Annotated in this window: 30 protein-coding genes; 17 read left to right on the top strand and 13 right to left on the bottom strand. The window is 71.6% G+C overall.

Going from position 1 to position 26,842, the window contains the following annotated elements; all coding sequences use genetic code 11:
- Nucleotides 1-20: 20 nt before the first annotated feature.
- Nucleotides 21-350, bottom strand: a complete 330-nt coding sequence (locus H6G99_RS00875) for a hypothetical protein (RefSeq protein ID WP_190609326.1) — start codon at nucleotides 348-350, stop codon at nucleotides 21-23.
- 79 nt (nucleotides 351-429) lie between these two features.
- On the opposite strand from H6G99_RS00875, the gene rsmA reads away from it, so the two are divergent.
- From rsmA to H6G99_RS00910, 7 genes are all read left to right on the top strand, one after another.
- On the top strand, nucleotides 430-1,275 hold the full coding sequence (rsmA, locus tag H6G99_RS00880; RefSeq protein WP_190609328.1) for a 16S rRNA (adenine(1518)-N(6)/adenine(1519)-N(6))-dimethyltransferase RsmA: 846 nt from the start codon (nucleotides 430-432) through the stop codon (nucleotides 1,273-1,275).
- A 5-nt stretch (nucleotides 1,276-1,280) separates the two neighbouring features.
- Complete coding sequence (gene ispE / locus H6G99_RS00885; protein ID WP_190609835.1) at nucleotides 1,281-2,231, top strand: 4-(cytidine 5'-diphospho)-2-C-methyl-D-erythritol kinase; 951 nt, start codon at nucleotides 1,281-1,283, stop codon at nucleotides 2,229-2,231.
- Nucleotides 2,228-2,530, top strand: coding sequence for a DUF3082 domain-containing protein (locus H6G99_RS00890; RefSeq protein ID WP_094584495.1), 303 nt, complete (start codon nucleotides 2,228-2,230; stop codon nucleotides 2,528-2,530). Before ispE ends, H6G99_RS00890 begins: the two co-directional genes overlap by 4 nt.
- Before the next feature lie 154 nt (nucleotides 2,531-2,684).
- Nucleotides 2,685-3,668 carry a pyruvate dehydrogenase complex E1 component subunit beta gene (locus tag H6G99_RS00895; protein ID WP_094584496.1) on the top strand — a complete coding sequence of 328 codons (984 nt, stop codon included), beginning with the start codon at nucleotides 2,685-2,687 and terminating at the stop codon, nucleotides 3,666-3,668.
- A 1-nt stretch (nucleotide 3,669) separates the two neighbouring features.
- Nucleotides 3,670-5,196 carry a protein translocase subunit SecD gene (gene secD / locus H6G99_RS00900; protein WP_190609330.1) on the top strand — a complete coding sequence of 509 codons (1,527 nt, stop codon included), beginning with the start codon at nucleotides 3,670-3,672 and terminating at the stop codon, nucleotides 5,194-5,196.
- A gap of 9 nt (nucleotides 5,197-5,205) precedes the next feature.
- A complete protein-coding gene (gene secF, locus H6G99_RS00905; protein ID WP_190609332.1) occupies nucleotides 5,206-6,159 on the top strand; it encodes a protein translocase subunit SecF in 954 nt (317 codons plus the stop codon).
- Nucleotides 6,156-6,383, top strand: a complete 228-nt coding sequence (locus H6G99_RS00910) for a hypothetical protein (protein WP_094584499.1) — start codon at nucleotides 6,156-6,158, stop codon at nucleotides 6,381-6,383. The genes secF and H6G99_RS00910 overlap by 4 nt, the downstream gene beginning before the upstream one ends.
- Before the next feature lie 52 nt (nucleotides 6,384-6,435).
- On the opposite strand, the gene H6G99_RS00915 is transcribed toward H6G99_RS00910, so the two are convergent.
- Genes H6G99_RS00915 through psb28 form a run of 3 tightly spaced genes read right to left on the bottom strand, consistent with a single transcriptional unit; the run spans nucleotide 6,436 to nucleotide 8,884 of the window.
- Nucleotides 6,436-7,443 (bottom strand): AI-2E family transporter, encoded by a 1,008-nt coding sequence (locus H6G99_RS00915; protein ID WP_094584500.1) that lies wholly within the window; start codon nucleotides 7,441-7,443, stop codon nucleotides 6,436-6,438.
- On the bottom strand, nucleotides 7,440-8,513 hold the full coding sequence (locus H6G99_RS00920) for an AI-2E family transporter (RefSeq protein ID WP_094584501.1): 1,074 nt from the start codon (nucleotides 8,511-8,513) through the stop codon (nucleotides 7,440-7,442). Before H6G99_RS00920 ends, H6G99_RS00915 begins: the two co-directional genes overlap by 4 nt.
- Nucleotides 8,510-8,884: a photosystem II reaction center protein Psb28 gene (gene psb28, locus H6G99_RS00925; protein ID WP_094584502.1), complete on the bottom strand. Its 375-nt coding sequence runs from the start codon at nucleotides 8,882-8,884 to the stop codon at nucleotides 8,510-8,512. The genes H6G99_RS00920 and psb28 overlap by 4 nt, the downstream gene beginning before the upstream one ends.
- 147 nt (nucleotides 8,885-9,031) lie before the next feature.
- Here psb28 and H6G99_RS00930 point away from each other — a divergent pair, with 147 nt between their 5' ends.
- A complete protein-coding gene (locus H6G99_RS00930; protein ID WP_094584712.1) occupies nucleotides 9,032-9,778 on the top strand; it encodes a GUN4 domain-containing protein in 747 nt (248 codons plus the stop codon).
- A 32-nt stretch (nucleotides 9,779-9,810) separates the two neighbouring features.
- Entirely contained in the window at nucleotides 9,811-10,236 is a 426-nt protein-coding gene (locus tag H6G99_RS00935) for an ATP-binding protein (protein WP_094584503.1), read from the top strand.
- Here the strand turns inward: H6G99_RS00935 and H6G99_RS00940 are convergent.
- The gene (locus H6G99_RS00940; RefSeq protein WP_353617139.1) at nucleotides 10,202-10,537 is read right to left on the bottom strand and encodes a DUF6439 family protein; all 336 of its coding nucleotides are present in this window, start codon (nucleotides 10,535-10,537) and stop codon (nucleotides 10,202-10,204) included. The genes H6G99_RS00935 and H6G99_RS00940 overlap by 35 nt on opposite strands.
- A 65-nt stretch (nucleotides 10,538-10,602) precedes the next feature.
- On the opposite strand from H6G99_RS00940, the gene H6G99_RS00945 reads away from it, so the two are divergent.
- Nucleotides 10,603-10,872: a hypothetical protein gene (locus H6G99_RS00945; protein ID WP_143594024.1), complete on the top strand. Its 270-nt coding sequence runs from the start codon at nucleotides 10,603-10,605 to the stop codon at nucleotides 10,870-10,872.
- A 1-nt stretch (nucleotide 10,873) separates the two neighbouring features.
- Here H6G99_RS00945 and H6G99_RS00950 read toward each other — a convergent pair whose 3' ends face one another.
- A complete protein-coding gene (locus H6G99_RS00950) occupies nucleotides 10,874-12,145 on the bottom strand; it encodes a glutamine synthetase family protein (protein ID WP_190609336.1) in 1,272 nt (423 codons plus the stop codon).
- A 163-nt stretch (nucleotides 12,146-12,308) separates the two neighbouring features.
- Between H6G99_RS00950 and H6G99_RS00955 the strand changes: the two genes are divergently transcribed.
- Both H6G99_RS00955 and H6G99_RS00960 read left to right on the top strand, forming a co-directional pair.
- Nucleotides 12,309-12,827: an allophycocyanin subunit beta gene (locus H6G99_RS00955; RefSeq protein WP_190609337.1), complete on the top strand. Its 519-nt coding sequence runs from the start codon at nucleotides 12,309-12,311 to the stop codon at nucleotides 12,825-12,827.
- 47 nt (nucleotides 12,828-12,874) lie between these two features.
- Nucleotides 12,875-14,071: a pyridoxal-phosphate-dependent aminotransferase family protein gene (locus H6G99_RS00960; RefSeq protein WP_190609339.1), complete on the top strand. Its 1,197-nt coding sequence runs from the start codon at nucleotides 12,875-12,877 to the stop codon at nucleotides 14,069-14,071.
- A 1-nt stretch (nucleotide 14,072) separates the two neighbouring features.
- Here the strand turns inward: H6G99_RS00960 and H6G99_RS00965 are convergent, their stop codons facing one another.
- Complete coding sequence (locus tag H6G99_RS00965) at nucleotides 14,073-14,576, bottom strand: nucleoside deaminase (protein ID WP_094584714.1); 504 nt, start codon at nucleotides 14,574-14,576, stop codon at nucleotides 14,073-14,075.
- 83 nt (nucleotides 14,577-14,659) lie between these two features.
- Between H6G99_RS00965 and H6G99_RS00970 the strand changes: the two genes are divergently transcribed.
- Nucleotides 14,660-16,093, top strand: a complete 1,434-nt coding sequence (locus H6G99_RS00970; RefSeq protein WP_190609341.1) for a pyridoxal phosphate-dependent decarboxylase family protein — start codon at nucleotides 14,660-14,662, stop codon at nucleotides 16,091-16,093.
- 116 nt (nucleotides 16,094-16,209) lie between these two features.
- Here H6G99_RS00970 and H6G99_RS00975 read toward each other — a convergent pair whose 3' ends face one another.
- Genes H6G99_RS00975 through H6G99_RS00990 form a run of 4 tightly spaced genes read right to left on the bottom strand, consistent with a single transcriptional unit; the run spans nucleotide 16,210 to nucleotide 21,026 of the window.
- Nucleotides 16,210-17,805 (bottom strand): YcjF family protein, encoded by a 1,596-nt coding sequence (locus H6G99_RS00975; protein WP_190609343.1) that lies wholly within the window; start codon nucleotides 17,803-17,805, stop codon nucleotides 16,210-16,212.
- Nucleotides 17,802-19,988 (bottom strand): transglycosylase domain-containing protein, encoded by a 2,187-nt coding sequence (locus tag H6G99_RS00980; RefSeq protein ID WP_190609345.1) that lies wholly within the window; start codon nucleotides 19,986-19,988, stop codon nucleotides 17,802-17,804. Before H6G99_RS00980 ends, H6G99_RS00975 begins: the two co-directional genes overlap by 4 nt.
- Nucleotides 19,969-20,445, bottom strand: coding sequence for a signal peptidase II (lspA, locus tag H6G99_RS00985; RefSeq protein ID WP_190609347.1), 477 nt, complete (start codon nucleotides 20,443-20,445; stop codon nucleotides 19,969-19,971). Before lspA ends, H6G99_RS00980 begins: the two co-directional genes overlap by 20 nt.
- Complete coding sequence (locus H6G99_RS00990; protein WP_233133811.1) at nucleotides 20,445-21,026, bottom strand: biotin transporter BioY; 582 nt, start codon at nucleotides 21,024-21,026, stop codon at nucleotides 20,445-20,447. The genes lspA and H6G99_RS00990 overlap by 1 nt, the downstream gene beginning before the upstream one ends.
- Before the next feature lie 105 nt (nucleotides 21,027-21,131).
- On the opposite strand from H6G99_RS00990, the gene H6G99_RS00995 reads away from it, so the two are divergent.
- Entirely contained in the window at nucleotides 21,132-21,416 is a 285-nt protein-coding gene (locus H6G99_RS00995) for an NAD(P)H dehydrogenase assembly family protein (RefSeq protein WP_353617140.1), read from the top strand.
- On the opposite strand, the gene H6G99_RS01000 is transcribed toward H6G99_RS00995, so the two are convergent.
- Entirely contained in the window at nucleotides 21,376-22,716 is a 1,341-nt protein-coding gene (locus H6G99_RS01000; RefSeq protein WP_190609349.1) for a M16 family metallopeptidase, read from the bottom strand. The two genes, H6G99_RS00995 and H6G99_RS01000, sit on opposite strands and share 41 nt — an antisense overlap.
- Nucleotides 22,713-23,957 carry a M16 family metallopeptidase gene (locus tag H6G99_RS01005; RefSeq protein ID WP_286190920.1) on the bottom strand — a complete coding sequence of 415 codons (1,245 nt, stop codon included), beginning with the start codon at nucleotides 23,955-23,957 and terminating at the stop codon, nucleotides 22,713-22,715. Before H6G99_RS01005 ends, H6G99_RS01000 begins: the two co-directional genes overlap by 4 nt.
- Nucleotides 23,958-24,029: 72 nt before the next feature.
- Here H6G99_RS01005 and H6G99_RS01010 point away from each other — a divergent pair, with 72 nt between their 5' ends.
- From H6G99_RS01010 to devC, 3 genes are read left to right on the top strand one after another with little or no spacing between them, the layout of a single operon-like run.
- Nucleotides 24,030-24,782 carry a phycocyanobilin:ferredoxin oxidoreductase gene (locus tag H6G99_RS01010; RefSeq protein ID WP_190609354.1) on the top strand — a complete coding sequence of 251 codons (753 nt, stop codon included), beginning with the start codon at nucleotides 24,030-24,032 and terminating at the stop codon, nucleotides 24,780-24,782.
- Between the two features lie 11 nt (nucleotides 24,783-24,793).
- The gene (locus H6G99_RS01015; RefSeq protein WP_190609356.1) at nucleotides 24,794-25,660 is read left to right on the top strand and encodes an efflux RND transporter periplasmic adaptor subunit; all 867 of its coding nucleotides are present in this window, start codon (nucleotides 24,794-24,796) and stop codon (nucleotides 25,658-25,660) included.
- Complete coding sequence (gene devC, locus H6G99_RS01020) at nucleotides 25,657-26,823, top strand: ABC transporter permease DevC (RefSeq protein WP_094584517.1); 1,167 nt, start codon at nucleotides 25,657-25,659, stop codon at nucleotides 26,821-26,823. Before H6G99_RS01015 ends, devC begins: the two co-directional genes overlap by 4 nt.
- The last annotated feature ends 19 nt before the right edge of the window (nucleotides 26,824-26,842 follow it).

The following is a 26,842-nucleotide window of genomic DNA, read 5'->3' on the forward strand; positions in this document are numbered from 1 at the left end:
CGCCAAGGTGCGCGGGGGACTCAGGGCTGGCCGGTGGCCGGGGCGGAAGGGGCCGGCGTGGCCGCCGGGGTTGGGGTCGGGGCGGGCGTCATCGTGTAGTACACGGTGCAGCGGTAGCGGGTGTTGTCCAGGCCCACCTCCAGGTCCTCGCAGACGGTGCGGGTGACCGTGGCGCCCTTGGGCACCTGGCTCCTGGCCTGCTGGCGGGTCGCCTGGCGGTCGAAGATCGATTCGGCGGTGACGCTGCCGGCGCGGGCGGGACCTGCCGGCAGGGCCACGGCGGCGGCCATCGCACCGGCCAGCAGGGCGCCGCTCAGCCCGGCGGCGCTCAGTCGGAAACCACGTGCCATGGCAGGGAGGGCGAAACGCTGCTCCAGATCTAGCCAGGCCTGGCGGCGCTGCAATCTGGGGAGACCTGCCGGCGCTTCCATGACCTTCAGCGGCCACCGGGCCCGCAAGCGCTTCGGGCAGCACTGGCTCACCGATGGCCAGATCCTCGATCGCATCGTGGCGGCTGCCGACCTGCGGAGCGACGACCATGTCCTGGAGGTCGGCCCGGGCCGGGGCGCCCTGACCGAACGGCTGCTGGCGTCGCCGGCGGCCTCGCTGCTGGCGGTGGAACTGGACCGGGACCTGGTGGCGGGCCTGCGGCAGCGGTTCGGGGGCGACGGGCGCTTCACCCTGATCGAGGGGGACGTGCTGGAGCTGGCGCTGCCCTTCCCCGACCGTCCCGCGCCCACCAAGGTGGTCGCCAACATCCCGTACAACATCACCGGACCGCTGCTGGAGCTGCTGGTGGGGCGCCTGGGCCGGCCCGCCCCCTGCCGCTTCGAGCGCCTGGTGCTGCTGGTGCAGCAGGAGGTGGGCCAGCGGATCAGGGCCCGGCCGGGCAGCAGCGCCTTTTCGGCCCTCAGCGTGCGTCTGCAGCTGCTGGCCCGCTGCAGCAGCGTCTGCCCGGTGCCGGCCCGCTGCTTCTCCCCGCCGCCGAAGGTCACCTCGGAGGTGATCGTGATCGAGCCCGTCCCGCCGGAATCCCTGCCGCCGCTGGAGCAGGCCCTGGCGGTGGAGCGGCTGCTGACACGCTGCTTCGCGGGACGGCGCAAGATGCTGCGCACCACCCTGGCGGGACTGCTGCCGGCGCCGGCCCTGCTGGAGGTGGCCGCCGCCGCCGGCGTCGATCTGCAGCAGCGGCCCCAGGAGCTGGCACCCGAGCGCTGGCTGGCGCTCGCCACCGGCTTGAATCGGGCATCGAGCGCCGATCCCGGCGGAGCGTGATCCCGATGGCAGATGTGACGGTGCGGGCCCCCGCCAAGATCAACCTGCACCTGGAGGTGCTGGGCCTGCGGCCGGACGGCTACCACGAGCTGGCGATGGTGATGCAGAGCATCGACCTGGCCGACACCCTGGTGCTGCGCTCCACCGCCGACGCCACGATCCGGCTGCGCAGCGACAGCGCGGAGCTGCCCAGTGACGGCACCAACCTGGTCGTCAGGGCGGCGGAGCTGCTGCGCTCCCGGGTCGGCCTGCCGGAGCTGGGCGTGGACATCACCCTGCAGAAGCGCATTCCCATCGGCGCCGGTCTGGCGGGGGGCTCGAGCGATGGGGCCGCTGCCCTGGTGGGCCTCGATGCCCTCTGGGGCCTGAGCCTGGGCTCGGCGCGGCTGCACGGGCTGGCGGCCGAGCTGGGATCCGACATGCCGTTCTGCCTGGAGGGCGGCACCCAGCTCTGCTTCGGCCGCGGTGAGCGGCTCGAGCCCGTGACGGCCGCCGGGGCGCCTGGCCAGGCCGTGCTGCTGATCAAGCATCCGGAGGCCAGCGTCTCCACCCCCTGGGCCTACGGCCGCTGCCGGGACCTGCGCGGCGATTTCTATCTCGACGCCGAGGAGGACTTTGAGCAGCGGCGCCAGGCCCTGCGCCAGGGTCCCCTGGTGGCGGCCCTGGCCGGCCGGGGCCCCCTGCCCCACCTGCGCAACGACCTGCAGGCGGTGGTGGAGCGGGAGGTGGAGAGCATCCGCGCCGGCCTCGACCTGCTGCGCCGTGGCCCGGGGGCCCTCGCCGTGGCGATGAGCGGCTCGGGGCCGAGTCTGTTCGCGCTCCACCCGGACCTGGCCACGGCCGAGGCGGCCCGCGATGCCCTGGCGGAGCCGCTGGCGGCGCTGGGCTTCGACGCCTGGTGCTGCCGCTGCGGCGGATCCGGTGTCAGCCTGGTGACGGATGGATCCGCGCCATGACCGACGAACGACCCGCCCCGCCGCCGCGCAAGGGACCCCTCAGCTTCCTGTCCGGCGCCCTCACCAGCGGCTTGCTGGCCTGGCTGAGCCTGGGGGTGAGCCAGCGGGTGGTGGGCTGGTACGTGACCCATCCGCCCCACTTCGACTCGGCCTTCGCCCAGAGCATCGCCACCGCCATGAAGACCCTGATGGTGGGCATGTGCTTCCTGGCCACCTTCACCTTCGCCTTCATCGGCCTGGGGCTGTTCCTGGTGTTCATCCGCAGCCTTTGGCCGGCCGAGGCCGAATCCCCTTCCTAAGCTGCCTCCCAGCCGCCCCTCCCCCCGATGACACCCCACGATCTGGGTCTGCTGGTGGTCCTGCTGCTGCCGGGCATGCTCCTGTCGGTCCTGCTGCTCAGCACCTTCGCCGCCGGCGGCTGAGATAGGTTGGCCGCGCACAGGCCCCTGCTCCGTGGCTGAAACTCTCCTGTTCAACGCCCTGCGCGAAGCCATCGACGAGGAGATGGCCCGCGACCCCCATGTCTGTGTCATGGGAGAGGACGTGGGCCATTACGGCGGCTCCTACAAGGTCACCAAGGACCTCTGCGAGAAGTACGGCGAACTGCGGGTGCTGGACACCCCCATCGCCGAGAACAGCTTCACCGGCATGGCCGTCGGTGCCGCCATGACCGGCCTGCGGCCGATTGTGGAGGGCATGAACATGGGCTTTCTGCTGCTCGCCTTCAACCAGATCTCCAACAACATGGGGATGCTGCGTTACACCAGCGGCGGCAACTACACGATCCCGGCGGTGGTGCGTGGACCCGGCGGCGTCGGCCGCCAGCTCGGTGCCGAGCACAGCCAGCGCCTCGAGGCCTACTTCCATGCCGTGCCCGGCATCAAGATCGTGGCGGTGAGCACCCCCACCAATGCCAAGGGCCTGATGAAGGCCGCCATCCGCGACAACAATCCGGTGCTCTTCTTCGAGCACGTTCTTCTCTACAACCTCAGCGAGGACATCCCCGAGGGCGACTACATCTGTGCCCTCGACCAGGCCGAGGTCGTGCGTGAAGGCAAGGACGTCACGATGCTCACCTACTCGCGGATGCGCCACCACTGCCTCAAGGCGGTGGAGCAGCTTGAGGCCGAGGGGGTCGACGTCGAGCTGATCGACCTGATCAGCCTCAAGCCCTTCGACATGGAGACCATCGCCCGCTCGATCCGCAAGACCCACAAGGTGGTGGTGGTGGAGGAGTGCATGAAGACCGGCGGCATCGGGGCCGAACTGATCGCCCTGATCACCGAGCACTGCTTCGACGACCTCGACGCCCGGCCGGTGCGCCTTTCCTCCCAGGACATCCCCACGCCCTACAACGGCAATCTGGAGAACCTCACCATCATTCAGCCCCACCAGATCGTTGCCGCGGCGCACGATCTGAAGGCGGGTCGTCGCTGAGATGGGACGTCAACAGGGCTGGTTCGCCCTCATCCTCGCCCTCACGATCGCCTCCGGGGCCCTGCTGGCCAACTACGGCCTGCAGCTGGGCCTCGATCTCCGCGGCGGCAGCCAGCTCACCCTCCAGGTGATGCCCGCCGGGGCCATCTCCCGGGTGGACACCGAACAGCTGGAGGCCGTCAAGGACGTGCTGGAGCGCCGCATCAACGGCCTGGGTGTGGCCGAATCCACCCTCCAGGCCGTGGGCAGCGACCAGCTGGTGCTGCAGCTTCCGGGCGAGCAGGATCCCAGCCAGGCGGCCCGGGTGCTGGGCAGCACGGCCCTGCTGGAGTTCCGCGCCCAGAAGCCCGGCACCGAGCAGGAGATGCAAGGCCTGCTGGGCCTCAAGCGCCAGGCGGAGTCGGTGCTGCGCTCCAAGCGGCCCCCCTCCGCCCTCGATGACCCCACGGCCACACCGCCGCCGCCACCGTCCTCCCTGTCGCCGGAGGATCTGGCCAAGGCGCTCACCTCCCTCGGAATCAAGGTTCCCGCCGGCGCCAGTGAGGTCGACCAGCTGGAGCTGCTGCTGCGGGAGACCAATCGCCGCATTCTTGCCCTCTACGGCCCTCCCCTGATCACCGGCAAGGACCTCACCAGTGCCGGCCGCCAGCAGCAGGCCACCGGATCCGGCTGGGAGGTGACCCTGGGCTTCAACCGGGAAGGGGGTGAGAAGTTCGCCGCCCTCACCCAGTCGATCGCCGGCACCAACCGGGTGCTCGGCATCGTCCTCGATGGGCGGTCGATCAGCGAGGCCAGCGTCGGCGAGCAGTTCAAGGTGGCCGGCATCACCGGCGGATCCGCTTCGATCACCGGCAACTTCAGCGCCGAGGAGGCCCGTGACCTGGAGGTCCAGCTGCGGGGCGGCTCCCTGCCGCTGCCGGTGAAGATCGTTGAAGTGCGCACCGTCGGTCCGTCCCTGGGGGCCGAGAACATCCGCTCCAGCCTGGTGGCGGGCCTCTCCGGCCTGGCCCTGGTGGCGGTGTTCATGGCGGTGGTCTATCGCCTGCCCGGGATGGTGGCGGTGGTGGCCCTGAGCCTCTACGCCCTGTTCAACCTGGCCATCTATGCCCTGATTCCCGTCACCCTCACCCTGCCGGGCATCGCCGGTTTCATCCTCTCCATGGGCATGGCCGTGGATGCCAACGTGCTGATCTTCGAGCGGATCAAGGAGGAGCTGCGGGCCGGCAACACCCTGATCCGCTCCATCGACACGGGCTTCTCCCTGGCCCTGTCCTCGATCATCGACGGCCACGTCACCGGCCTGATCAGCTGCGCTGCCCTGTTCTTCCTGGGCACCGGCCTTGTCAAGGGTTTCGCCGTCACCCTGGCGATCGGCCTGCTGCTCAGCCTGTTCACCGCCCTCACCTGCACCCGCACCCTGCTGCGGCTGCTGATGAGCTACCCGACCCTGCGGCGCCCCACCTACTTCCTCCCCGCCCGCCAGCTGCCCCCTCTCCGGGCCGGCGCGGCCCCGGCGGGCGCGGCCTGAATCACTGCCATGACCTCCGTCCCCTCCCCCCGCTTCCGCATCAACCGTCACCGGCGGCTGGCCTGGCTGGGCTCGGGGCTGGCCTGCGGCCTCAGCCTGCTGGGGCTGGCCCTCTGCTGGCTGAACCCGGCCATCCATGCGCCCCTGCGGCCCGGCCTCGATTTCACCGGCGGCACCCAGGTGCAGGTGGAGCGGGACTGTGCCCCCTGCAAGCCGGTCACCCCCGTCGAGGTGCGGGAGGGCCTCAGCCGCCTGACCCTGCCGTCCCCGGAAGGGGAGCGGCCCCCGAGCCTGGGCAGCGCCTCGGTGCAGGTGCTGGATGGCGGCCGCTCCCTGCTGCTGCGACTGCCGGCCCTCGACGCCGACCAGAGCACGGCCCTCATCGATGACCTGGGCAAGCGGTTCGGACCGCTGCGCTCCAGTGGCACCTCGGTCAACACGATCGGCCCCACCCTGGGCTCGCGACTGCTGCGCGGCAGCCTCATCTCCCTGCTGGTGAGCTTCGTGGCCATCTCCGTCTATATCTCCTTCAGCTACAGCGGCATCTTCTCCGTGCTGGCCCTGCTGTGCCTGGCCCACGACGTGCTGATCACCTGCGGGCTGTTCGCCTGGCTGGGGCTGCTCCAGGGGATCGAGGTGGATTCCCTGTTCGCCGTCTCCCTGATCACGATCGCCGGCTATTCGGTCAACGACACGGTGGTGGTCTATGACCGGATCCGCGAGCAGCGCCGCAACCTGGCTGATCTTCCCCTGGTGGATCAGGTGGATGTGGCCGTGGATGCCACCCTCACCCGATCGCTTTACACCTCGTTCACCACCCTGCTGCCCCTGGTGGCCCTGATCTTCTTCGGCGGCAGCACCCTGTTCTGGTTTGCCGTGGCGCTCACGGTGGGCATTGCCGTCGGCAGCTGGTCGAGCATCGGCCTGGCGCCCACCCTGCTGCCGGTGTTCTCGAAGCGATGAGGGGCCCCGACCGCAGCGAGCCGATCCGGCGCGGCGGCTGGCCCCTGCTGCCGGTGGTGCTGCTGGTGCTGGCCCTGATCGACCTGCGGGTCGAGCTGATCCTGCTCTGGGACCACCTCACCCTGACCTCCCTCACCGCCGCCGTGCGCTCCCACCTTCTGGCCGTCACGGTGCTGGTGGCCCAGCCCTCCCTCTGGCACCACTACCGACGCGTCCGCGGCTGAGGCGGACAGCCCCGGCCCCCGGCCGTTCCCGCGATCAGGTCCGATCCGGTGATCAGGTCCGATCCCAGCGATCCATCACGTCCCGGACGAGCACCTCCTCGCAGGCCACCTGAAGCACCACCACCAGGGGCAGGGCCAGCAGCAGTCCGGGAAGTCCCAGCAGGGCCCCCAGACTCAGCTGGGCCATCAGGGCCACGGTGGGCAGCAGGTTGACGGTGCGGCTCAGCAGCAGCGGGGTGAGCAGGAAGGCTTCGCCGTTCTGGAGCAGCAGCCGCAGCACCAGCACCTGGACCACCTTGGCCGGCGAGATCAGCAGGGCGACCGCCAGCGGCAGCAAGGTGGCGGCCGTGGGACCGATGGTGGGCACGAAGGTGAGCAGGCCGCAGACCAGGCCGCTGAGCAGGGCCAGCGGCACCTGCAGCAGGGCCAGGCCCGCCCAGGTGGTGACGAACACCACCGTGCCCGAGATGGTCATGCCCGCCAGCCAGCCTCCGAGGGCCTCGCGGCATTCCCCCAGCAGCTGTTGCATGCGAGGGCGGTAGAACCGCGGCGTGGCAGCGATCAGGAGCCGCTGGTGGCTGGCCGGATCGAGCGCCATCAGGATCGCCAGCAGCAGCATCAGCAGCAGCTGGATGGTGCTGTTGGCTGCACCCCCGGCCACCCCCAGCAGCTGGCCGCCCAGGGGCTGCAGACGGTCCCAGAGCGTCCCCTCGGCCAGCTGCCGGTCGAGGTCGCGCAGCAGGGGGGTCTTGGGAACCACATCCCCGAGCCGATCCAGCAGTTCGGGGACCAGCTGGCTGAACTGGCGGACCTGGTCGATCAGTTCCGGCAGCAGCAGATTGGCGAGCACCCAGCCGATCACCAGCAGGACCAGCAGCACCAGCGACAGGGCCGCCCCCCGGTTCAGCGGCGTGAGTCTGCGCAGCAGGCTGGTGGGCACATCGAGGGCCACCGCCAGCACCACGGCGCCGAAGAGGATCAGCAGCACCCAGCGCAGTTCCCATAGCAGCAGGAACAGCGCCACCAGGGCCAGGGCCCCGAGCAGGGTGCGTGCCTTCATGTCTGCCGCCGTTCCCGCTTCCAGGGGTCGAGGATGTCATGGATCAGCACATCCCGCAGCAGCACCTGCAGGCACACCGCCAGGGGCAGGGCCAGCAGCAGGCCGAGGGGGCCGAACAACAGGGTGAACAAGAGCTGGGCCGTGAGGGTCAGGCCGGGCAGCAGCTGCAGCTGGTGGTGCATCACCGAGGGGGTGATGACGTAGCTCTCCAGGTTCTGAATGATCACGTAGGTCACCAGGACGGCCAGGGCCTTCCAGGGGGCATCCAGAAGGGCCACCGACATCGGAAAGACCGTGCTCAGGGTGGGTCCCACGTTGGGGATGATGTTGAGCAGGCCCGCCAGCAGGGCATTGGCCGCAACCAGCTTCACCCCCAGCAGGGACAGGCCGATGGCCGCCAGCAGGCCCACGCAGACGGAGCTGATCAGCACCCCAACCATCCAGCTGCTGAGCGCGGTGCCGCAGGCCACCAGCACCTGCCGCAGCCGCCGCCGGTAGAAGGAGGGCGCCAGCAGCAGCAGGGCCTCCCGATAGCCGGTGGGCTGGGCGGCCACCATCAGGGAGACGGCCACGACAAACAGCGTCTGGAGCAGGCCGGCACCCAGGTTGCCGGCCACCCCCACCAGGCCGATGGCGCCGCCGCCCAGCCGGCCCAGCAGGTCGGGGGGCAGGGTGGCGGGAATCTGGAGGGTCGATTTCAGCCAGTCCAGGCTCCCGTCCCGGCGGCCGTAGACCATCTGGGACGCCCCCTCAAGGGCCTGGCGCAGCAGCTTGAGCAGCTCGGCCCAGGCCCGCGGCACCTGCAGCAACAGTTCGCGGAACTCGGCGATGAAGGGTGGGATCACCACCGTGGCGACCACCAGCACCACCAGGCTGACCAGCAGCAGGGCCAGCAGCAGGGCGACGGGGCGGGCGACGCCGATCCGCTCCCGGATGGCGCCCACCAGGGTGCACAGGGCCATGGCAAGCACCACGGCGGCGAACAGAAGGATCAGGGCGTCACGCAGGCTCCACAGCAGAACGAGCGCCGCCAGCAGGGCGATCAGGCCCAGCCACTGGCCGAATTTCAAACGTCCTCCTGAGCCTCCTCGGCCGACTCATCGCCCTGGCCGGCAAAGCCCAGGCCATGGCCGTCGGCGTAACGCTGGGCGAAGCGCATGAAACGCTCGAAGTCGGCGGTGCTCTTCCAGGTGTAGGTGGCTTCCAGGGCGCTTGCCTTGCCGTTGACGAAGCGGGCCTTCACCTCCCGGGTCACCATCTCGCCTTCCTCATCGAGCATGAACATGCCGGTGATGTCCCCCATCGACTGGGGGGCCAGGGCTTCGGGCTCCTCGAACACGAAGGTGGCCTGGCCGGTGCGGCCATCCCGTGAACGGGTCAGGCGGATGTCGGGCACGACCGTCTCGTCCACCCCGCGGAAGAACTGAATGGCGGCGGCCATGGCACTCGCTCAAAAGGTGACTTTAGGCAGAGCCCGTCACGGCTCTTTGCGGGGCTTCACGGCCGGACCCCCGGCACCAGGCCAGTGCCCATCGCTCCTGACATAGTGGGTCCCACCCTGCTGCCTTTCCGGCCGGTCGTCTCCCCCATGCTCTCCGGTCCTCCGGTTTCCAGCACCGTCGATGCCGATCAGCTGCTGGAGCGTTTCCTCACGGGCTCGGCCCGTCAGCGCCGCAGCCTGCTGGGCACCCTTGGACAGGCCGGGTCGGCCCTGCTGGATCTGATCCCGGACCGTCTCGACCTCCTCGATGCCACCGGAGACGACTGGGCCGCCGGCCACCTGATCCAGCTGCTGCTGGCCTCCGGTGACAGCGCCCGCCAGGAGGCCCTGCTGGCCCGCCATCCCCAGGGCTGGCTCGCCGTCACCAGCGTCGCCGGACTCGACTACGCGCCGCTGCAGTTGCACCTGATGCGGCAGGCGTTCGAGGAGGCCGACCGGCTCACCAGCGAGCACCTGCGCCAGCTGGCCGGCGAGGGGGCCGTGCGCCGCGGCTACGTCTATTACAGCGAGGTGGCTGGCATGCCCGCCACCGATCTCACCAGCCTCGACCGCCTCTGGACCTGCTACTCCCAGGGACGCTTCGGCTTCTCGGCCCAGGCCAGGCTGCTGCAGGCCTGCCAGGGGCAGTGGGAGCGCCTCTGGCCCCGTCTGGCCTGGAAGACCGAAGGCACCTGGACCCGCTACCCAGGCTCCTTCCAGTGGTCGATCGAGGCCCCGGAGGGCCACATGCCCCTGATCAACCAGCTCCGGGGCGTGCGCCTCATGGATGCCCTTCTGCAACATCCCGCGATCCAGGCGCGCCTGGAGGAGGCAGCGGCAGGGCGCCCGCGTTAGGTTCCGGTCAGGCGAATGGGACTACCTGCTTCATGCAGCTCCGCTGGGCCGACTACATCACCCCCTCCACCCTGCAGCTGGCGCCGCTGGTGGAGTTGCTCCTTGAACCCATCGGCTGCGCTCTGCGCCAGGCGGAGCTTCAGCTCGGTCTCCAGGAGGCCCTGGTCAATGCGGTGCGACACGGCAACGGCTGCGATCCGGGCAAGTGCCTGAGGGTCCGACGGATCGTCACGCCGCGCTGGGTGATCTGGCAGGTGCAGGACGAGGGGCCCGGCCTGCCGGCCCACGCTCGCCAGGCCTGCCTGCCCTGCCAGGAGGATGCCCCTTCCGGCCGGGGGCTGTTTCTCATCCACCACTGCTTCGACGACGTGCGCTGGAGCGGTCGCGGCAACCGTCTGCAGCTGGCGGCCCGTCGGGCGGCGGTCAGCGCCCGTGGGCAGGACAGCCCGGATCGCTGATCTCGGCCCGCAGCCAGGCCTGGGCGTTCTCCAGCAGGGCGATGGCGCGCAGGCGGCCGTCGGTGGCTGCACTGGCGCCGGGGTCATCGGCGGCGAGCAGCTGCACCAGCGCCGCCGCCACCTGTTCGGCGGCCCGCCGGGGCCGCTGACGCTTCAGGGCGTGCCACTCCCGGTCGCCGATGCTGAGCTGGCGGTGCAGGCGCTCGGCCAGGGGCAGGGCGTCGGCGGGCCAGGAGCGGCTCGCCGGGACGGTGGCGCCGGCCGTGGAAGGCGATCCGGCTGGAGCGGCGGGGGCTTCCACTGGACGATCGGACCGAAGTGGATCCATCCTGTCGCTCCAGGTCACGCCCTGTCGATCGCGCCGCCATGAGACGTCCCCAGCGCCCCCGCCGCTCCCCGTCCCCCGGAGTGCTCCACCATCTGGCGGCGGTGCTGAGCCTGGCCGGTCGCTCCGGGGCGGTCGCCGCCAGCGGTGTCAGCCTGCGCCGCCGGCGCCAGCGGCTGGAGCTGGCCCAGCGGCTGCTGGATCCGCTCCCGGAGGCCCTGCTGCCACGCGGGCGCCAAAGCGACCGCTTCTGGACGGCCCTGCGCTGGGGGGGGCTCGGGCTGCTGCTGGCCTGGTTGCTCAGGCCCTGATTCAGGCGTCGGCTTCGCCGACGAACTCGAGCGGATGGGGTCGCTGCTCCAGGGCCTCCACCTCACGGCGCTTCAGGGCGGTCCAGTCATCGAGAAGCTCCCGGCCGAAGACATCGCCGGCCAGCAGGTAGTCGTGGTCGTCGTCCAGGGCCGCCATGGCGGCGCGCAGGTCGGTGGGCAAGGTGGCAGACGATGGGGCGGGCTCCCGATCAGCAGGGGGGCCGGGATCGATCTGGTGGCGCACCCCATCGAGGCCCGCCAGCAGCATGGCGCTGAAGGCCAGGTAGGGATTGGCGAGCCCGTCGCCCTGGCGCAGCACCAGCCGCCGCCGGCCGGGATCGCTGTCCGGCTCGGGAACGGCCACCACGGTGGCGGAGTCGTGGCGGGCATAGGCCAGGCGCGTCGGCGCCTGGGGCCCGCTCCCCAGCCGCCGGTAGCTGTTGGTGCCGGGGTTGGTGAAGGCGGCCAGCGAGGGCCCATGGCGCAGCAGCCCCCCCAGGTACCAGCGGGCCGTCTGGGAGAGGTCGCCGTAGGTGCCTTCGCCGGCAAACAGGGGATGGCCCGCCTTCCACAGGCTCTGGTGCACCGCCAGCCCGGCGCAGGCGCCCTCCAGGGTGGGCCTGGGCAGGAAGGTGGCGCTCCAGCCGTGGCGGCGGGCCACGTTCCGCACCACGTAGCGGCTCACCATCAGCGCGTCGGCGGCCCGCAGCGGATCGTCGCTGGCCAGCGTGAGGTGCTGGAGGGGACCGGCCGCCGGCTGGAGCGGCAGCCGGGCCCGGATCCCCAGAGCCGCCAGGGTGAGCCCCAGCTCACTGTGCAGAGCCTCCGGCGGAGCGGCCCCGAGGGCGATGCGGTAACCGCAGCCGAGCTCGTCGGCCTGGGAGGTGAGCTCCTGGAACAGGAAGTAGCCCGACTCGGTGCCGAAGCGGGCGGCATCCGCCAGTCCGCAGCCCGCCAGCAGGGCCAGGGCACGGGCCGCCAGGGTGCGCGGGCAGTGGCGGAGGCGCCCAGCGCCGTCCGGTGGCCCCTCGACCGCGGCGATCAGGCTCAGGCTCCGGGGGGCGAGGAAGGGGTCGATCCAGGCGGTGGCCGGGTCCGGATGGAGCACCAGGCCGTCGAGGGCCAGGCCGTGGTGGAAGGCTCCCTCCCCGAGACGATGCGCATCCAGGCCGATCGACTGCCAGCGCCCCGCCAGGTCCGTCACCTTGAGGTCGAGGCGCTCGATGCCGTCGTCACCGAGGCGGCGCAGGACGTCCTGGGCGGAGGGGGCCATGGCGGGGGGCGGGTGGGAAGGCTGCCGCCACGATGGTGCCCCCCCGATCCGCCGGTGGCCGCGTAACCGTTTCTGTCAGATTCCCCAGAACCAGCCGCAGCACAGGAATCTGGCGGATTGCGAGTGCTACCTTCCGCTTCAGGTGCGTCGATCCGTTTCGTCCATGCGAGATGCCATCACCGGTCTGATCGGTCGCTACGACCAGCTGGGCCGCTATTTCGATCGCTCCGCGATCGATCGGATCGATTCCTATTTCGGTCAGGCGGAGTTGCGGCTGGCCGCGGTCGAGCTGATCAACCGGGAAGCCGCCACCATCGTGCGGGAGGCGGCCCAGCGCCTCTGGCTGGAGGACCCCGAACTCCTGCTCCCCGGCGGCAACGCCTACACCACCCGGCGTCTGGCGGCCTGCCTGCGGGACATGGATTACTTCCTGCGTTACGCCAGCTACGCCCTGGTGGCCGACGACTTCACCATCCTCGACGAGCGGGTGCTGAACGGTCTCGATGACACCTACAAGAGCCTGGGGGTGCCCACCGGTCCCACCGTCCGCAGCATCGCCCTGCTCGGTGAGGTGATCGCCGAGATGCTGGCCGATGCCGGCATGGTGGATACCGCCCTGGTGCGGGCGCCTTTTGAGCACCTCTGCCGCGGCCTCGGCTCCAGCAACGTCCGGGCCCGCTGAGGCGACCGTTCCCTAATCTCAGTTCACTACTGCCTCCCCGCCAGGTCTTGCCTTCTCTCCCAGTGCCTCCATCCGTCAGCAGCACCCACCGGCTCGCCCTGGACCCCATCGCCACCCCCGAGCGTCTGCTGCTGGGTCCAGGTCCGTCCAATGCCCACCCCACGGTGCTGCAGGCCCTGGCCCGGATGCCGATCGGCCACCTGGACCCCCTCTACATCGACCTGATGGGTGAGGTGCAGGAACTGCTCCGCTACGCCTGGCAGACCGACAACCGGCTCACCATCCCGATGAGCGGCACCGGCAGTGCCGCCATGGAGGCGACCCTGGCCAACACCATCGAACCCGGCGACAAGGTGCTGGTGGCGGTGATGGGCTACTTCGGCCAGCGCCTGGTTGACATGGCCGGCCGCTACCGGGCCGAGGTGGTCACGATCGAGCGGCCCTGGGGAGAGGCCTTCGACCTGGCCGAACTCGAAGCCGCCCTGGTCGCCCACAAGCCCGCCATCCTGGCGATGGTGCACGCCGAGACCTCCACCGGCGTCTGCCAGCCGATGGAGGGCATCGGCGACCTCTGCCGCCAGCACGACTGCTTGCTGCTGCTGGATACGGTCACCTCCCTGGGGGCGGTGCCGCTGCACATCGATGCCTGGAAGGTGGACCTGGCCTACAGCTGCAGCCAGAAGGGCCTCAGCTGCCCCCCCGGCCTGGGCCCCTTCACCATGGGACCCCGGGCCGAGGCCAAGCTGGCCGCCCGTTCCGGCAAGGTGCCCAACTGGTACCTCGATGTCTCCCTGCTCAACAAGTACTGGGGCAGCGACCGGGTGTATCACCACACCGCCCCGGTCAACATGAACTTCGGCATGCGGGAAGCCCTGCGGCTTCTGGCCGAAGAAGGGCTGGAGGCCGCCTGGGCGCGCCACCGTAGCAACGCCGAGCGCCTCTGGGCCGGCCTGGAGCGGCTGGGGCTTGAGCTGCATGTCAGCGAGCCCCTGCGGCTGGCCACCCTCACCACGGTCCGGATTCCCGAGGGAGTCGACGGCAAGGCCTTCAGCCGCCATCTGCTCGACCGCTTCGGCATCGAGGTGGGCGGCGGGCTCGGGGATTTGGCCGGCAAGGTGTGGCGCATCGGCCTGATGGGCTACAACAGCACCCCGGAGAACGTCGATCGCCTGCTCGCCATCTTCGAGAGCGAACTGCCCGCCTTCCGGCCGTCGCCCGCGGCCGTCGCGGCCGCCATCGCCTGAGTCAGGCCTGGCCCTCTCCCCCGGCCCGGTGCTCCTGATGGGCCCGGCGCCGCTGGCGGAACCAGGTCTCCAGCTGTTCCCCGGCCCGCTCCCCCAGCACGCCCCCCCTCACCACCATGTGGTGGTGGGCACTGGGGTGGCAGGAGAGATCCAGGCTGCCGCCGAGGCCGCCCCGCTTCGGATCGGCCGCCCCGTAGATCACCGTGCCCACCCGCGCCTGGATCAGGGCGCCGGCGCACATCGGACAGGGCTCGAGGGTCACCAGCAGGGTGCAGCCGTTGAAGCGCCAGTCGCCCCGGGCCGCCGCCGCCCGGCGCAGGGCCAGCAGCTCGGCGTGCCCCAGCGGGTCCGCCCGCCGGTGGCGCCGGTTGCTGCCCCAGCCCACACAGCGGCCGGCCTCATCCAGCAGGGCCGCCGCCACCGGGATCTCCCCGCCGGCCCCGACCGCGTCGGCGAGGCGCAGGAGCCGGTCCATCCAGAGCTGGCTGGCGGCGTCATTCAGCATGGACGCGTCATGCAGCATGGACTTCTTCTAGCCATGCCTCCGGAGGGGCAAGCGGCAGAATGCCGAAGCCCCCACCGTCGCCGTTGGCCAGCGTCCCCCCCGCCCAGCGGCATGCGCCGCCCCCCACGGAGTGCGGCTCCTTTGTGGATCCGTTCCAGGTGGATCCGGCCCTCGAGGCTTTTCTGCACCAGGCGTCGACCCTGCTGTGCCGCTGGCTGGGTGAGGCCGGCCACGGCACCCCCCTGCCTGGTCTGAGCGTGCTGCCGGCGGTGGAGCCGGAGGCCGAAGGCCTGGGCAGCGAGCGGCTGCTGGCTGATCTCCAGCTGGTGATGGAGGGGGCCTACAACCCCAACCACCCCGGCGCCCTGGCCCACCTCGACCCGCCGCCCCTGTCGGCCTCGATCGTGGCCGATCTGGTCTGCGCCGGGCTGAACAACAACCTGCTGGCCGAGGAGCTCTCCCCCAGCCTGAGCCGCCTGGAGCGGGCCCTGTGCGCCTGGATGGCGGCGCGTTTCGGCCTGCCCGAGGGTTCCGGCGGGGTGGCCGCCAGCGGCGGCAGCCTCAGCAACCTGATGGCCCTGGTCACCGCCCGCCACCAGCGGGGCCTGGCGACCCGGGCCGACGCGGTGGTGCTCTGCAGCGAAGAGGCCCACGTCTCGCTGATCAAGGCCATCGCCGTGATGGGCCTGCCGGCCGAGGCCCTCGTGCGGCTGCCGGTGACCGCCGCCGGCGACCTCGACCCCCTGGCCCTCGAGGAGCGGCTGGCCCGGCTCGATCGGGCCGGCATCCCCGTGATCGCGGTGGTAGCCACCTCCGGCACCACCGTGCGGGGCGCCCTCGATCCCCTGGAGCCCATCGCCGCCCTCTGCCGTCGCTACGGCCACTGGCTGCACGTGGACGGGGCCATCGGGGCGATCTTCGCCTTCAGCGAGCGACTCCGGCCCCTGCTGGGCGGCCTGGGGCTGGCCGATTCGATCACGGTCAACCCCCAGAAGCTGCTCGGCATCACCAAGACCTCCTCCCTGCTGCTGCTGGCCGACCCCCGCCACCTGCAGCGGGCCTTCGGCACCGGCCTGCCCTACATGGAGCCCAGCTGGGGCGGCGGCCACCAGGGGGAGGCGGGCCTGCAGGGCACCCGGCCGGGGGAGATCCTCAAGCTCTGGCTGGGGCTGCGCCAGCTCGGCCTCGACGGCATGGCCGCCTTGATCGAGGCGGCCGTCCAGCGCCGCAGCGAGCTGGAGCGCCGGCTGCGGGCCATCGGTGGCCTGACCCTCTGCAGCGGTCCCCTGCACCTGCTCGCCTTCCGCCCCGAGGGCTCAGGCGCCGCCGGCGCCGAACGCTGGAGTGCGGCCACCCGGGCGGCCCTGCTGGGGGAGCAGCTGATGCTGTCGCGGCCCGTCTACCGGGGGCTCCACCACCTCAAGGCGGTGCTGGGCAACCCCCACACGGGCAGCGAGCACCTGGAGCGCCTGGCCCTGGTGGTGCAGCGGAGCCTGGCGGAGGCGGCCGATGGCTGAACCGAAGCCGGAGTCGGTGGCGCCGCAGCGCCCCGCCAACGACCGCCGCGGCCGCTGGGTGGCGATCCTCACCGGTGCCCTCTCGATCCTGATCGGGGTGGCCTATCTGGTGCTGATCACCGTCCTGGATTCCCGCGGTCCCCTTCAGCCCCCGCCCCCCGAGGCCCTGGGCGTGGCGGCAGCCGCCGCGCCTGCCGCTGCTGCAGCGGTTCCACCACCCGGCTGAGGGCCGTCTCCAGGAAGCGGCGCAGCATCCCCTCCCTCTGATTGAGGTCGTACTCGCGCTGCAGCACCTCCTGCAGCCCGCCATCCCCCCAGTCCTGGTTCTGGCGGAAGTAGGTGATGAAGCTGCGGCCCGCCACCCGGGTGAGCCAGGCGGCGCTGACGGCCTGCACCGCCCGGCTGACGACCAGGGCGGGAAGATTGAGGCTCAGGGCCGAGGTGATCAGACCCACCCCCCCCTTGATCAGGCCGAGGCCCGCCAGGGTGCGGCCCACCGACAGGGCCAGATCCTGGGCGTTCTCACGGCTGAGGCTGACGCCGTAGACGCGGCCGATCTCCACCACCATCTGGGCGTTCACCGCCGCGGTGGCCAGCAGGTCGATGCCCGGCAACGGCGTCACCATCACCACCCCGGCGCCGATCCACATGTAACGGTCGACGATCGTGCCGGCATCGCTGCGGCGTTGGCGGTCGAGCAGATCCTGGCTGGCCTGGCTGAGGCGACGGCACTGCAGCAGCAGGTTGTCGGCGATCAGCTCCTCCCCGTCGGCATGCAGGACGGCGGCGATGCGGCGCAGCAGGGCCTCCACCTCGGGCTCAGGCTGCAGCGGCTTGCCCCCCGGCATCGGCACGCTCTGGGGGGCGGCGCTGGCGGGGATCACATCCTCCGGGCCGAGGCGGGCGGCGCAGCGCTGCCGCAGCAGTGCCAGCAGGCGACGCTCCTCCTCTTCGCCGCGCAGGTCGCATTTGTTGAGCACCAGCAGCAGCCGCTTGCCCAGCCCCGCCAGGGCTTCGAACACCTCCAGCTCGCTGGCCCGCAGGTCCCCGTCCAGCACCAGCAGCAGCAGGTCGGCCCGGGCGGCCAGTTCCCGGGCCACGCGCTCCCGCTCCCGGCCCTCGCGCCCCGCTTCGAGAATTCCCGGGGTGTCCTCCAGGATCACGGCCCGGGGCAGATCCTTCAGCCGCAGCCGGTAGCGGGTGGCGGCCGTGGTCGAGCCCATCGGCGCCCCCACCTCCCCCACCAGCTCCTGCAGCAGGGCGCGGATCAGGGAGGTCTTGCCGGTCGAGCCGGTGCCGAAGACAACGATCACCAGGTCGCCCCGCTCCAGCTCCGCCTCCATCCGCTGCCGTTCCTGACGCAGGGCCTCCCGCTCCACCGCGTCGCGCACCTGGGCCAGGGTGCGGTCGATGGAGCCCAGGTTCCGCTGGGCCGCCTCCCGGCGGCTGGAGGGCACCGCCGCGGGGGCGGATTTCCCGGGGCCCATCGTCCCGCCCTGCCGCAGCCGGCGCAGCCAGGGCCAGCCCACCTGGGCCAGGGCCACCACCAGGGCCGCCAGCATGATCAGCATCAGCGGCCCCACCATCCAGTAGGGCAGCCAGGTGCTCAGGGTCCACTGCAGCTGCTGGATCGCCTGCAGCACCATGCCCAGCACCACCAGCGCCAGCAGACCCAGAAAGACCCAGATCCAGAGCCGCTGCGGCAGCTTCACGGTCCCGGCGGTGCGGAGCGCACGATCTCGCCGAACAGGGAGGCGGCCAGGGAGCTGCTGGCGGCGGTGGGGCTGTTGTCATCGTTGCCCAGCCAGATGCCGATCACCCACTGGCGCCTGGGGGCATAGCCCACGAACAGCAGGTCCCGGCCCTCGTTGGTGGTGCCGGTCTTGCCCCAGCTGCCCGCGCCCACATAGGCGGCGCTGCCGGTGCCGCCGCTGACCACCGCCTCCAGCAGCGTCCGCATCGCCTTGGCGGTGGCGGGACTCATCACCCGCCTCCCGGGGTTGCTGATGGTCCTGGAGCTGCCGGCGGAGGCCCGGCAATCGGCCCCGCCCCGTTCCCCCGGCGCCTGGGAGGCGCCGCACGCCTCGGCATCGGTGAGCCGCCGGATCGTGGTCGGGGCACGCCAGAGCCCGTCGGCGGCGACGGCCGCATAGGCCGCCGTGAGCTCCAGCAGCGTCACCTCGCTCTGGCCCAGGGCCAGGCCCGGCACCGGGGCCAGGGGGCTGGTGAACCCCAGGTCCCGGCCCTTGCCCACCACGGCGTCGAGGCCATCCCGGCGGGCCAGCCGCAGGGCGGCGGTGTTGCTGCTGATCGCCATGGCCTGGCGCAGGCTGAGGCTGCCGCCGCAGCCGCTGCTGAAGTGCTGGCCGCCCCAGTCCAGCGGTCCGCAGCCGATCCGGTCCCCGGGCCGGGCGCCCCGCTCCAGGGCGACGACGTAGGGCACCAGCTTGAAGGTGCTGCCGGGCTGGCGCAGGGCCATCGAGGCGCGGTTGAACTGGCTCTGCAGATAATCCCGGCCGCCGGCGATGGCGCGGATGCCTCCGGTGCGGCTGTCGAGAATCACCACCGCCCCCTGGCTAACCCCCAGGGATCGGCTGGCGTCGATGCGCTGGCGCAGCAGCAGTTCGACCCGCTCCTGAAGCAGCGGATCGAGGTGGGTGTCGATCAGGAAATTGCCCTCGGCGGCCACCGCTTTGCCCACCTGGTTCTCCAGGTCGCGGCGCACCTGGTCGGTGTAGAAGGGCGCCCCGCGCTGCTGGGCGGAGCGGCAGGCGTCGGCGGCCAGGCGGATCGGCTGGCGCCGGGCCCGCCTGGCCTGGTCGGCGGAGATGCGGTTGGTGGCCGCCATCTTGTCGAGCACCTGGTTGCGGGAGGCGAGGGCCGCCGCGGGATCGACGCAGGGGTCGTAGCCGTTCGGGGAGGGGAGCAGGCCCACCAGCAGGGCGGCCTCCTCGAGCTTCAGCGCCGAGGCTGGACGGTTGAAGAAGCGCCGGGAGGCGTCCTCGAACCCCCAGACGGCCCCCAGATAGACCCGGTTGAGGTAGCTGAGCAGCAGCTCCTCCTTGCTGAAGCGGGCCTCCAGCTGCAGGGCCACCAGCAGCTCCCGCCACTTGCGCCCCAGGGTCTCCCCCTGCCCCACCTGCTCCGGGTACAGGCTGCGGGCGATCTGCTGGGTGAGGGTGCTGCCGCCTTCGAGCACCCGGCCCCCCAGCAGGTTGGTGACCAGGGCCCGGGCGGTGCCGATCGGGTCCACGCCGGGGTGCCACCAGAAGCGGTTGTCCTCGCTGGCCAGCAGGGCATCGATCAGCACCGGGGGGTAGGCGCCGAGCTCGGCAAGCTCGCGCCGCTTGCGATCGGCCACGGAGGCCACCGGTCGATCCTGGCGGTCGTAGAGGAGCAGGGGGCCCCGCACCGTCGCCAGGCTGCCGCGGGTGGGCACCTGGAGCAGGGACAGGGCCAGCAGCAGGCTGCCGCCGCCGGCCACGACCGCCGCGGCCCGCGCCCCCCAGCGGCCGATCCGGTCGAGGCGGGTGCTGCCGTCGCGCTCGAACAGCAGCGTGGGCAGATCCGCCTGATCGGCGGGCCCGAAGCGCACCCGGTCCCCCTCGCGCAGCACCAGCTCCCGCACCCTCCGGCCACGCCACCACAGCCCGTTGGTGGAGCCGGCATCGCTCAGCAGCCAATGCCCGCCGTGGTTCTCCAGCAGGGCGTGGTGGCGGCTGACCGCCGTGTGGTCGATGACGATGGCGTTGTCGGCGGCGCGGCCGATCCGGTACAGGCTGCCGTGCAGGGGCTGCTCCAGATCCGGCAGGCCCGGCCGCTGCACCGTGAGCCGGGGACCGGGAGCCCGGGGGCGCAGCCGCTGCTCCAGCCCTTCAAGGATGGCGGTCGGCATGGGGTCGCAGCAGGTCGATGAGGAAGCAGGCCACGGCCAGGTTGATGGCGACGTCGGCGAGGTTGAAGATCGGGAAATGGATCGGGACGAACTCCAGGAAGTCCACCACGGCCCCATGGCGCCAGCGGTCGATGCCGTTGCCGACGGCGCCCCCGAGCAGCAGTCCCAGGGCCAGCACGTTCCAGAGGCCGGCGGGAGGACGCCACAGGATCCAGAACAGCAGGCCGAGGCTCACCAGGGCGCTCACCAGGCCCAGCTGGTTCGGCGCCCCGGCGAAGAGGCTGAAGGCCGCCCCGGTGTTGCTGACGCGCTGCAGCTGCAGCAGGCCGGGCAGCAGGGGCTCAATGCTGCCGCTGGCCAGGTTCTCGACGGCCCAGCGCTTGCTGAGCTGATCCAGCCCCACGGCGACGGCAGCCAGCAACAGGGGGTTCAGCCGCTGGCGCAGTGTTCGTGTCATCACGAGGGCACCAGCAGCAGACGGCGCAGCAGCCAGGCCAGGACACCGGCGGCGCAGCAGAGCAGCAGCTGGGGCAGCAGGGCCAGGCTGTAGCCCACCACCAGGGTGAGGGTGTCGCCGCCCCAGCGGCCGGCCAGGCTGCCCAGGAGGAGGTTGGCGAGGCCGCAGAGATGCAGCACCACCAGGCCGATGGCGGCGGCGCCGGCGAGGGTCAGGGGATCGTCCATGCCCGGCTGGCGCGCCAGCTTGCCGGTGATCCAGGCGGCCGGCAGGAAGCCCGCCAGGTAGCCGAAGCCCGGATCGAGCAGGTAGCCGACGCCGCCCCCTTCATGGAACACCGGCAGCTGGAACAGACCGACACTGAGATAGGCCACAGCCGCCAGCGTGGCACTGCGGGGACCGCAGACCAGGGCCGTCAGGAGCAGGGCCGGCACCTGCAGGGTGATGCCGAGCGGACGCACGGCCCAGCCCGCCGCCTCGTGGACCGGGAAGGCGGCCGGCACCAGACCGCCGACGAGTATCAGGAGAAGGCCGGCGATCGCTCCGCTCCAGGTGGCAAGGGCCCGCAATGAACCGTCCATGGCTGGCGCCCATCCTGCTGCAGCTAGGTTCGGCTGAGAAGGGCCCCCAGCCCGCCCGCCGGGCACCCGTACCGCCGGAGCCCCCTACCGCCGGACCCCGCACCGATGCCGGATTCAACCCCCACCGACCCGCCCGCCGCCGAGGAAATGGCGCCGACGGTTCCGCCGGTGGAGATCCACCTGGGGGATGCGGTGCGGCTGCGCCAGCCGCTTCGCTACCTCAAGACCGCCGACCCGATGCCGATGCTGCGCCCGCCGGACCTGGTGGATCCGGGGGAGGTGGGCCGCGTGGTGGAGATCCGGGCCCTGGATCTGCGGGCCATCCGCTTCCGCCGCGGCACCTTCCTGATCAACGCGACGGATCTGGAACCCGCCCCGGTCGACGGCTGAGGCCGTGGTTCTGCCAGGCCAGCTGCGCCTGCGCCAGGGCCGGGGCCGGGCCCACCAGGCTCAGGGACGGGGAGGCGAGCCAGCGGCAGGCGGCCGAGCGCAGATCCCCGGCGCCGAGGCCAGGGGCCCGCTCCAGCACCCGGCGCACATGGTCGGCGGGCAGGCCCTGGCTGAGCACCAGCGCCAGACGCTCGGCGATCTGGGAGCAGGTCTGGCGCCCCATGGCGTCCTGCCCCTGGAACTTGGCCAGGGCCAGCAGCCGTGAGCCCTCGTCCAGCGGCTCCTCCAGGAGTCGCTGCCACTCGTCCAGCAGGCAGGTGGTGGCTTCCGCCACCCGCTCGGCCGAGGTGGACAGGTGCATGACGAACGGCGCGCCGCCGGCATGGGCCGGCAGGTGCACACCGACGTCGTAGGCCAGACCACGCTCCTCCCGCATCGTGATGAACAGGCGGCTGGACATGCCGAGGCCCAGGTGCGCCTGCAGCAACCGCAGGGCCAGGGCGTCGGGGTGGGCCAGGGGAACGGTGGCGGCCCCCAGCATCAGCACCACCTGTTCGGTGTCCTGCACCTGCTGGCCCAGGTGACCGGTGGCCGGCGGCGGACCGGCGAAGGGCTGGGTCACCGGGGCGTGGGTGCTCCAGGGGGACGCCGCCAGTTCCCGTTCCAGCACCTCCCCCAGGGCGGCGGGGGCGTCGCCGCAGAGCACCAGGACGGCGCCGTCACTGCCGAGCCGTTCCACCAGGGGGCGCAGATCGTCCGGCCCGAGGCCGGCCAGTTCCGCTTCGATCCCGAGGGGGTCATGGCCGTAGGGCCCGTCGCCGTAGAGCAGCCGGCGCAGCTGGTCGTGGGCCAGCTGGAAGGGGTCCTCCTTCTGGCGCTGCAGCATCTGCAGGTTGAGCTGGCGCTCGATCGCCACCTGGTCGGCCTCCAGCCGGGGCCGCCGGGCCATCGCCAGCAGCAGGGGCACCAGGGTGGTGGCGTCGTCGGCGGCGCACTTCAGGGCCAGCACCAGGCCATCCTCGTGGGCCTCCACCCGCAGGGCGGCACCGGCCCCCTCGACACAGTCGGCGAGGGCCTCGGCATCGAGGTCCCCGCAGCCCCGCGTCATGGTGCCGGCCAGCAGCTGGTGGGCGCCGCGGGCACCGGCGGGGTCGCGGCCGCTGCCGCCGGGGATGGCGAGGCGGGCCGCCAGGATCGCCGGCCCGGGCCGGTGCAGGATCCGCAGGGGCAGGCCGCCCTCCAGGACGCGGCTGTCTTCGCTGCCGGACGGGTGGCTGCCGGGGGATGGGGCGATGCTCATGCCGGCACCGCCTCGAGCACGCAGGCCCGGGCCGGATCCAGCAGGGGCAGCGTCTGCTCCTGGAGCCTCTGGGGCGACCAGCGCTCCAGCAGTTCCAGGGGATGGCCGAGGGGCTGGGGCCGGCCCCAGAGGCGGCTGCTGCCGATCAGGGAGGCCACGCCGCCGGGGGATTCCAGGGAGAAGCGGTAGCCGTTGGCGACGAGGCGCCGGGCCCGTCCCCACTCCTGTTCATCCAGGGCGTCCTGGCGGAGCTCCTGCCACACCTGGTCGATGGCCTGCCGCACCTCGCCCAGCTCCTCGGGATCGCAGACGGCCTCCAGCAGGGCGATGCTGCCGCCCTCCATGGCGTGCAGGTCCAGATCGATGCTCTCCACGATCTGCAGCTGCTCCCGCAGCCGCTCCACCAGACGGCTGCGGCGTCCTTCCGCCAGCACGGTGGTGCCCAGGTCGGCCCCGGCCATGGCCTCCAGATCAGCGGCGGGCGGCAGCCACCACAGCATCAGCAGGCGGGCGGCCTCGAGCCGCGGCACCGCCAGCCGGTGCACCCCCGGGGTGACGCTCAGCTCCGCCGGCACCATCGGCGCGCCGCTGGCCGCCAGGGCCGCGAGGGGGCCGCTGGCGGCCCGATCCATCAGGGCGCCATCGCCGACGGCACCGGCGAGGGACAGGACGCAGCGGCCGGCGGCGTACTGGCGGTGGTGGAAGGCCGCCATGGCGGCCGGGTCATGGTCCAGCAGGGCCTGTCGCCGCCCCAGGATCGGCAGACCGTAGGGATGGTCGGGACAGGCCAGGGACAGCAGCCGCTGCAGGGCCACCTCCTCGGGCTGGTCCTCGCTCTGGGCCAGCTCCTCCAGCACCACCTGCCGCTCCATGGCGAAGCTGTCGGGGTCGAGCCGGGGCTGCAGCACCAGATCCATCAGCAGATCAAGGGCCTCGGCCGCCGCCTCCGGGGGCATCAGGGCGTGGAAGTGGACGTCGTCGAAGCCGGTGGCGGCGTTGCTGCTGCCCCCCAGGGCCTCGATGCGGCGATCGAACTCCCCGGCCGCCAGCCCGTCACTGCCCTTGAACACCATGTGCTCGAGGAAATGGGCCAGGCCGCTCTCCGCGGGCGTCTCGAAGGCGCTGCCGGCGCGGCACCAGAAATCGAGGCAGACCAGGGGGGCGTCCTCCAGGTCGAGCTGCACCAGTTCGACCCCGTTGGCGAGGGTGTGGCTGACGGGGGCGGCCAGACCGGGCAGCAAGGACCCGCAACAACCCAGGGAATCGCTCACGGATGCATGGCAGGATCCGCATTCTGCTGTGACGACGTGTCCATGGGTGAGGTCGCACCGGTCGTTGACGGTGGCATCCATCCCCTGGTGGATTCCCTGGCGGAGCGGATCCGGCTCTGTCGCCATGCTCTGCCGGATCTGGCCCCCCTGGCCATCGACCCGGAACTGGAGGCGATCAGCGGCAGCCTGGACGGGGATGCCCTGTTCATCCGCAACGAGGTGCACCGCTGCCGCGGGCTGCGCAAGCTGCACCTGGAGACGGCGCGCCTCGGGGCCGGGCTGCAGATCCTCCACTGCGTCTTCTTCCCCGATCCCCGCCACGACCTGCCGGTCTTCGGCGCCGACATTGTCGCCGGCAAGGCCGGGGTGAGCGCCGCCATCGTCGATCTCTCCCCCGTTGGGGAGACCCTGCCGGAATCCATCGCCGCGGCCCTGGCCGGCCGGGAGCGGCCCGCCTTCGCCCAGGTGCGCGATCTGCCCCCCTGGGGATCGATCTTCTCCCCCCACGTGCTCTTCGTGCGGCCGGAGTCGGAGGCGGAGGAAAAGGGGTTCGTCGAGGAGGTGGCGACGTTCCTCGGCGTGCTGGCCACAGCGGCGGCTGCGAGCCCTTCCCAAGCCCATGACGATCCGGCTACGGTTGCGCGATGGCGCGGGCAGCTGAGGTATTGCAAGCAACAGAAACAAAACGACAAGACCCGGAGGGTGCTGGAGAAGGCGTTCAACCCCCAGTGGGCGGACCGCTACATCGAGGACCTGCTCTTCGACGACCCACCGGTCCCTGGCGCAACGGCCTGATCGTCGCCGGCGTGGCGGGTTTGCTGGTGGGCGGTGTCGTCTTGTACCAGCGCCTGCAGCCCGCCAAGACTCCGGCCGCCGCTGTCGCCCGTCCGCCGGCCCCGGTGGAGGCCGTGGCGGCCCTGGGCCAGCTGGAGCCCGACGGTGACGTGCGCATCCTGGCGGCGCCGATCACGGGCATCGGCGGCAGCCCCCGCATCACCGAGCTGCTGGTGGCCGAGGGTGACCGGGTGCGGGCCGGCCAGCTGCTGGCCCGTTTCGACAACCAGCCCCTGCAGCGGGCGGAACTCGAGCTGATCCGCACCCGGATCGCCAACCTCAGCCGCCGGCTCACGATCCAGACCCGCGACCTGGCGCGCTATCGCAAGCTGGCCAGCGACGGCGCCTATTCCGCCGCCGATCTGGATGTGCTTGAGCAGCGCACTCTGGAGCTCCAGGGGCAGCTGCAAGAGGCCCGGGCTTCCCTGGTCAAGGCCAGCACCGACCTGGTCAACACCGAACTGCGGGCCCCGATTGACGGAACGGTGCTGCGCATCCAGTCCCGCGTCGGCGAACGGCCCGGCGACAAGGGCATCCTCGAGCTGGGGGCCAGCGATCGCATGGAAGCCTCGATCGAGGTCTACGAAAGCGACATCGATCGTGTGCGTGTCGGCCAGGCCGTCACCCTCACCAGTGAGAACGGCGGCTTCGACGGCACCCTCCGGGGCACAGTGCGGCGCATCAGTCCCCAGGTCCGCCAGCGGGAGGTGCTCTCCACCGACCCCACCGGTGATGCCGATGCCCGCGTCGTCGAGGTGCGGGTGCGGCTCGATCCCCAGGATGGGGCGAAGGTCGCCGACCTCAGCGGCCTCAAGGTCATCGCCCGCATGCAGCCATGAGCCTCTGGCAGGGACGCCGCATCCCGCTGGCCTGGCTGCTGCTCACCCGCCAGCCGATGCGCCTGGCGGTGGCCCTGGCCGGGATCACCTTCGCCGGGATCCTGATGTTCATGCAGCTGGGCTTCCGCGACGCCCTGTTCGACTCCAGCGTCACGGTGCACAAGCTGTTCGACACCGATCTGGTGCTGCTCAGCCCCCGCAGCAAGAGCTCGATCAGCATGACCGGCTTCCCCGAGCGACGGCTGGTGCAGGCCAAGGCCGATCCGGACGTGACCGGCATCACCCCAGTGCACTGGAACCTGCTGCTCTGGCGCAACCCCCAGACCAAGGGCACGCGCTCGATCCTGGCCCTGGGTTTTGAACCGGGGGATCCCCTGTTCCTCGATCCGGCCGTCACCGCCATGGCGCCCCGCCTCACCCAGAAGGGCCGGGTGCTTTTCGACGACCTCTCCCGTGACGAGTTCGGACCGGTGGCGAAATGGTTCCGGGAGGGCCGGACCGTCGAGAGCGAGGTGGCCGGCAAGCGGCTGCGGGTGGCGGGCCTGTTCAGTTCAGGGCCCTCCTTCGGTGCCGACGGCAACCTCCTCACCAGCCGGGAAACCCTGCTGAGCCTGGTGCCGAACAACCCGCCGGGCAGCATCGAACTGGGTCTGATCCGGCTCCGCCCCGGGGCCGACCCCGCCCAGGTGGTGGACCGGTTGCGCCGCCTGCTGCCGGAAGACGTGACCGTGCTCACCAAGCAGGGCTTCCTGGATCTGGAGATGGACTACTGGCGCACCAGCACCGCCATCGGCTTCATCTTCACCCTGGGCGCCGCCATGGGCTTCGTGGTGGGCTGCGTGATCGTCTATCAGATCCTCTACTCCGACGTCAGCGACCACCTGCCGGAGTACGCCACCCTGATGGCCATGGGCTACAGCCTGCTCACCCTTCTGGGGGTTGTGGCGCGCGAGGGGCTGCTGCTGGCGATCTTCGGCTACGTGCCCGCCTACCTCGCCGGCCAGGTGCTGTATGCCGCCATCCATGCCGCCACCAAGCTGCCGGTGGCGATGGCCGGTGACCGGTCCATGACCGTCTTCCTGATGATCCTGGTGATGTGCATGGGGTCGGCGGCGATGGCGATGCGCAAGCTGGGCGACGCCGATCCGGCCGACATTTTCTGAGCCATTCCTTCCTGAGCCG

Origin of the sequence: Synechococcus sp. FACHB-909 (assembly GCF_014698945.1) — a bacterium.
Classification (GTDB): domain Bacteria; phylum Cyanobacteriota; class Cyanobacteriia; order PCC-6307; family Cyanobiaceae; genus Cyanobium.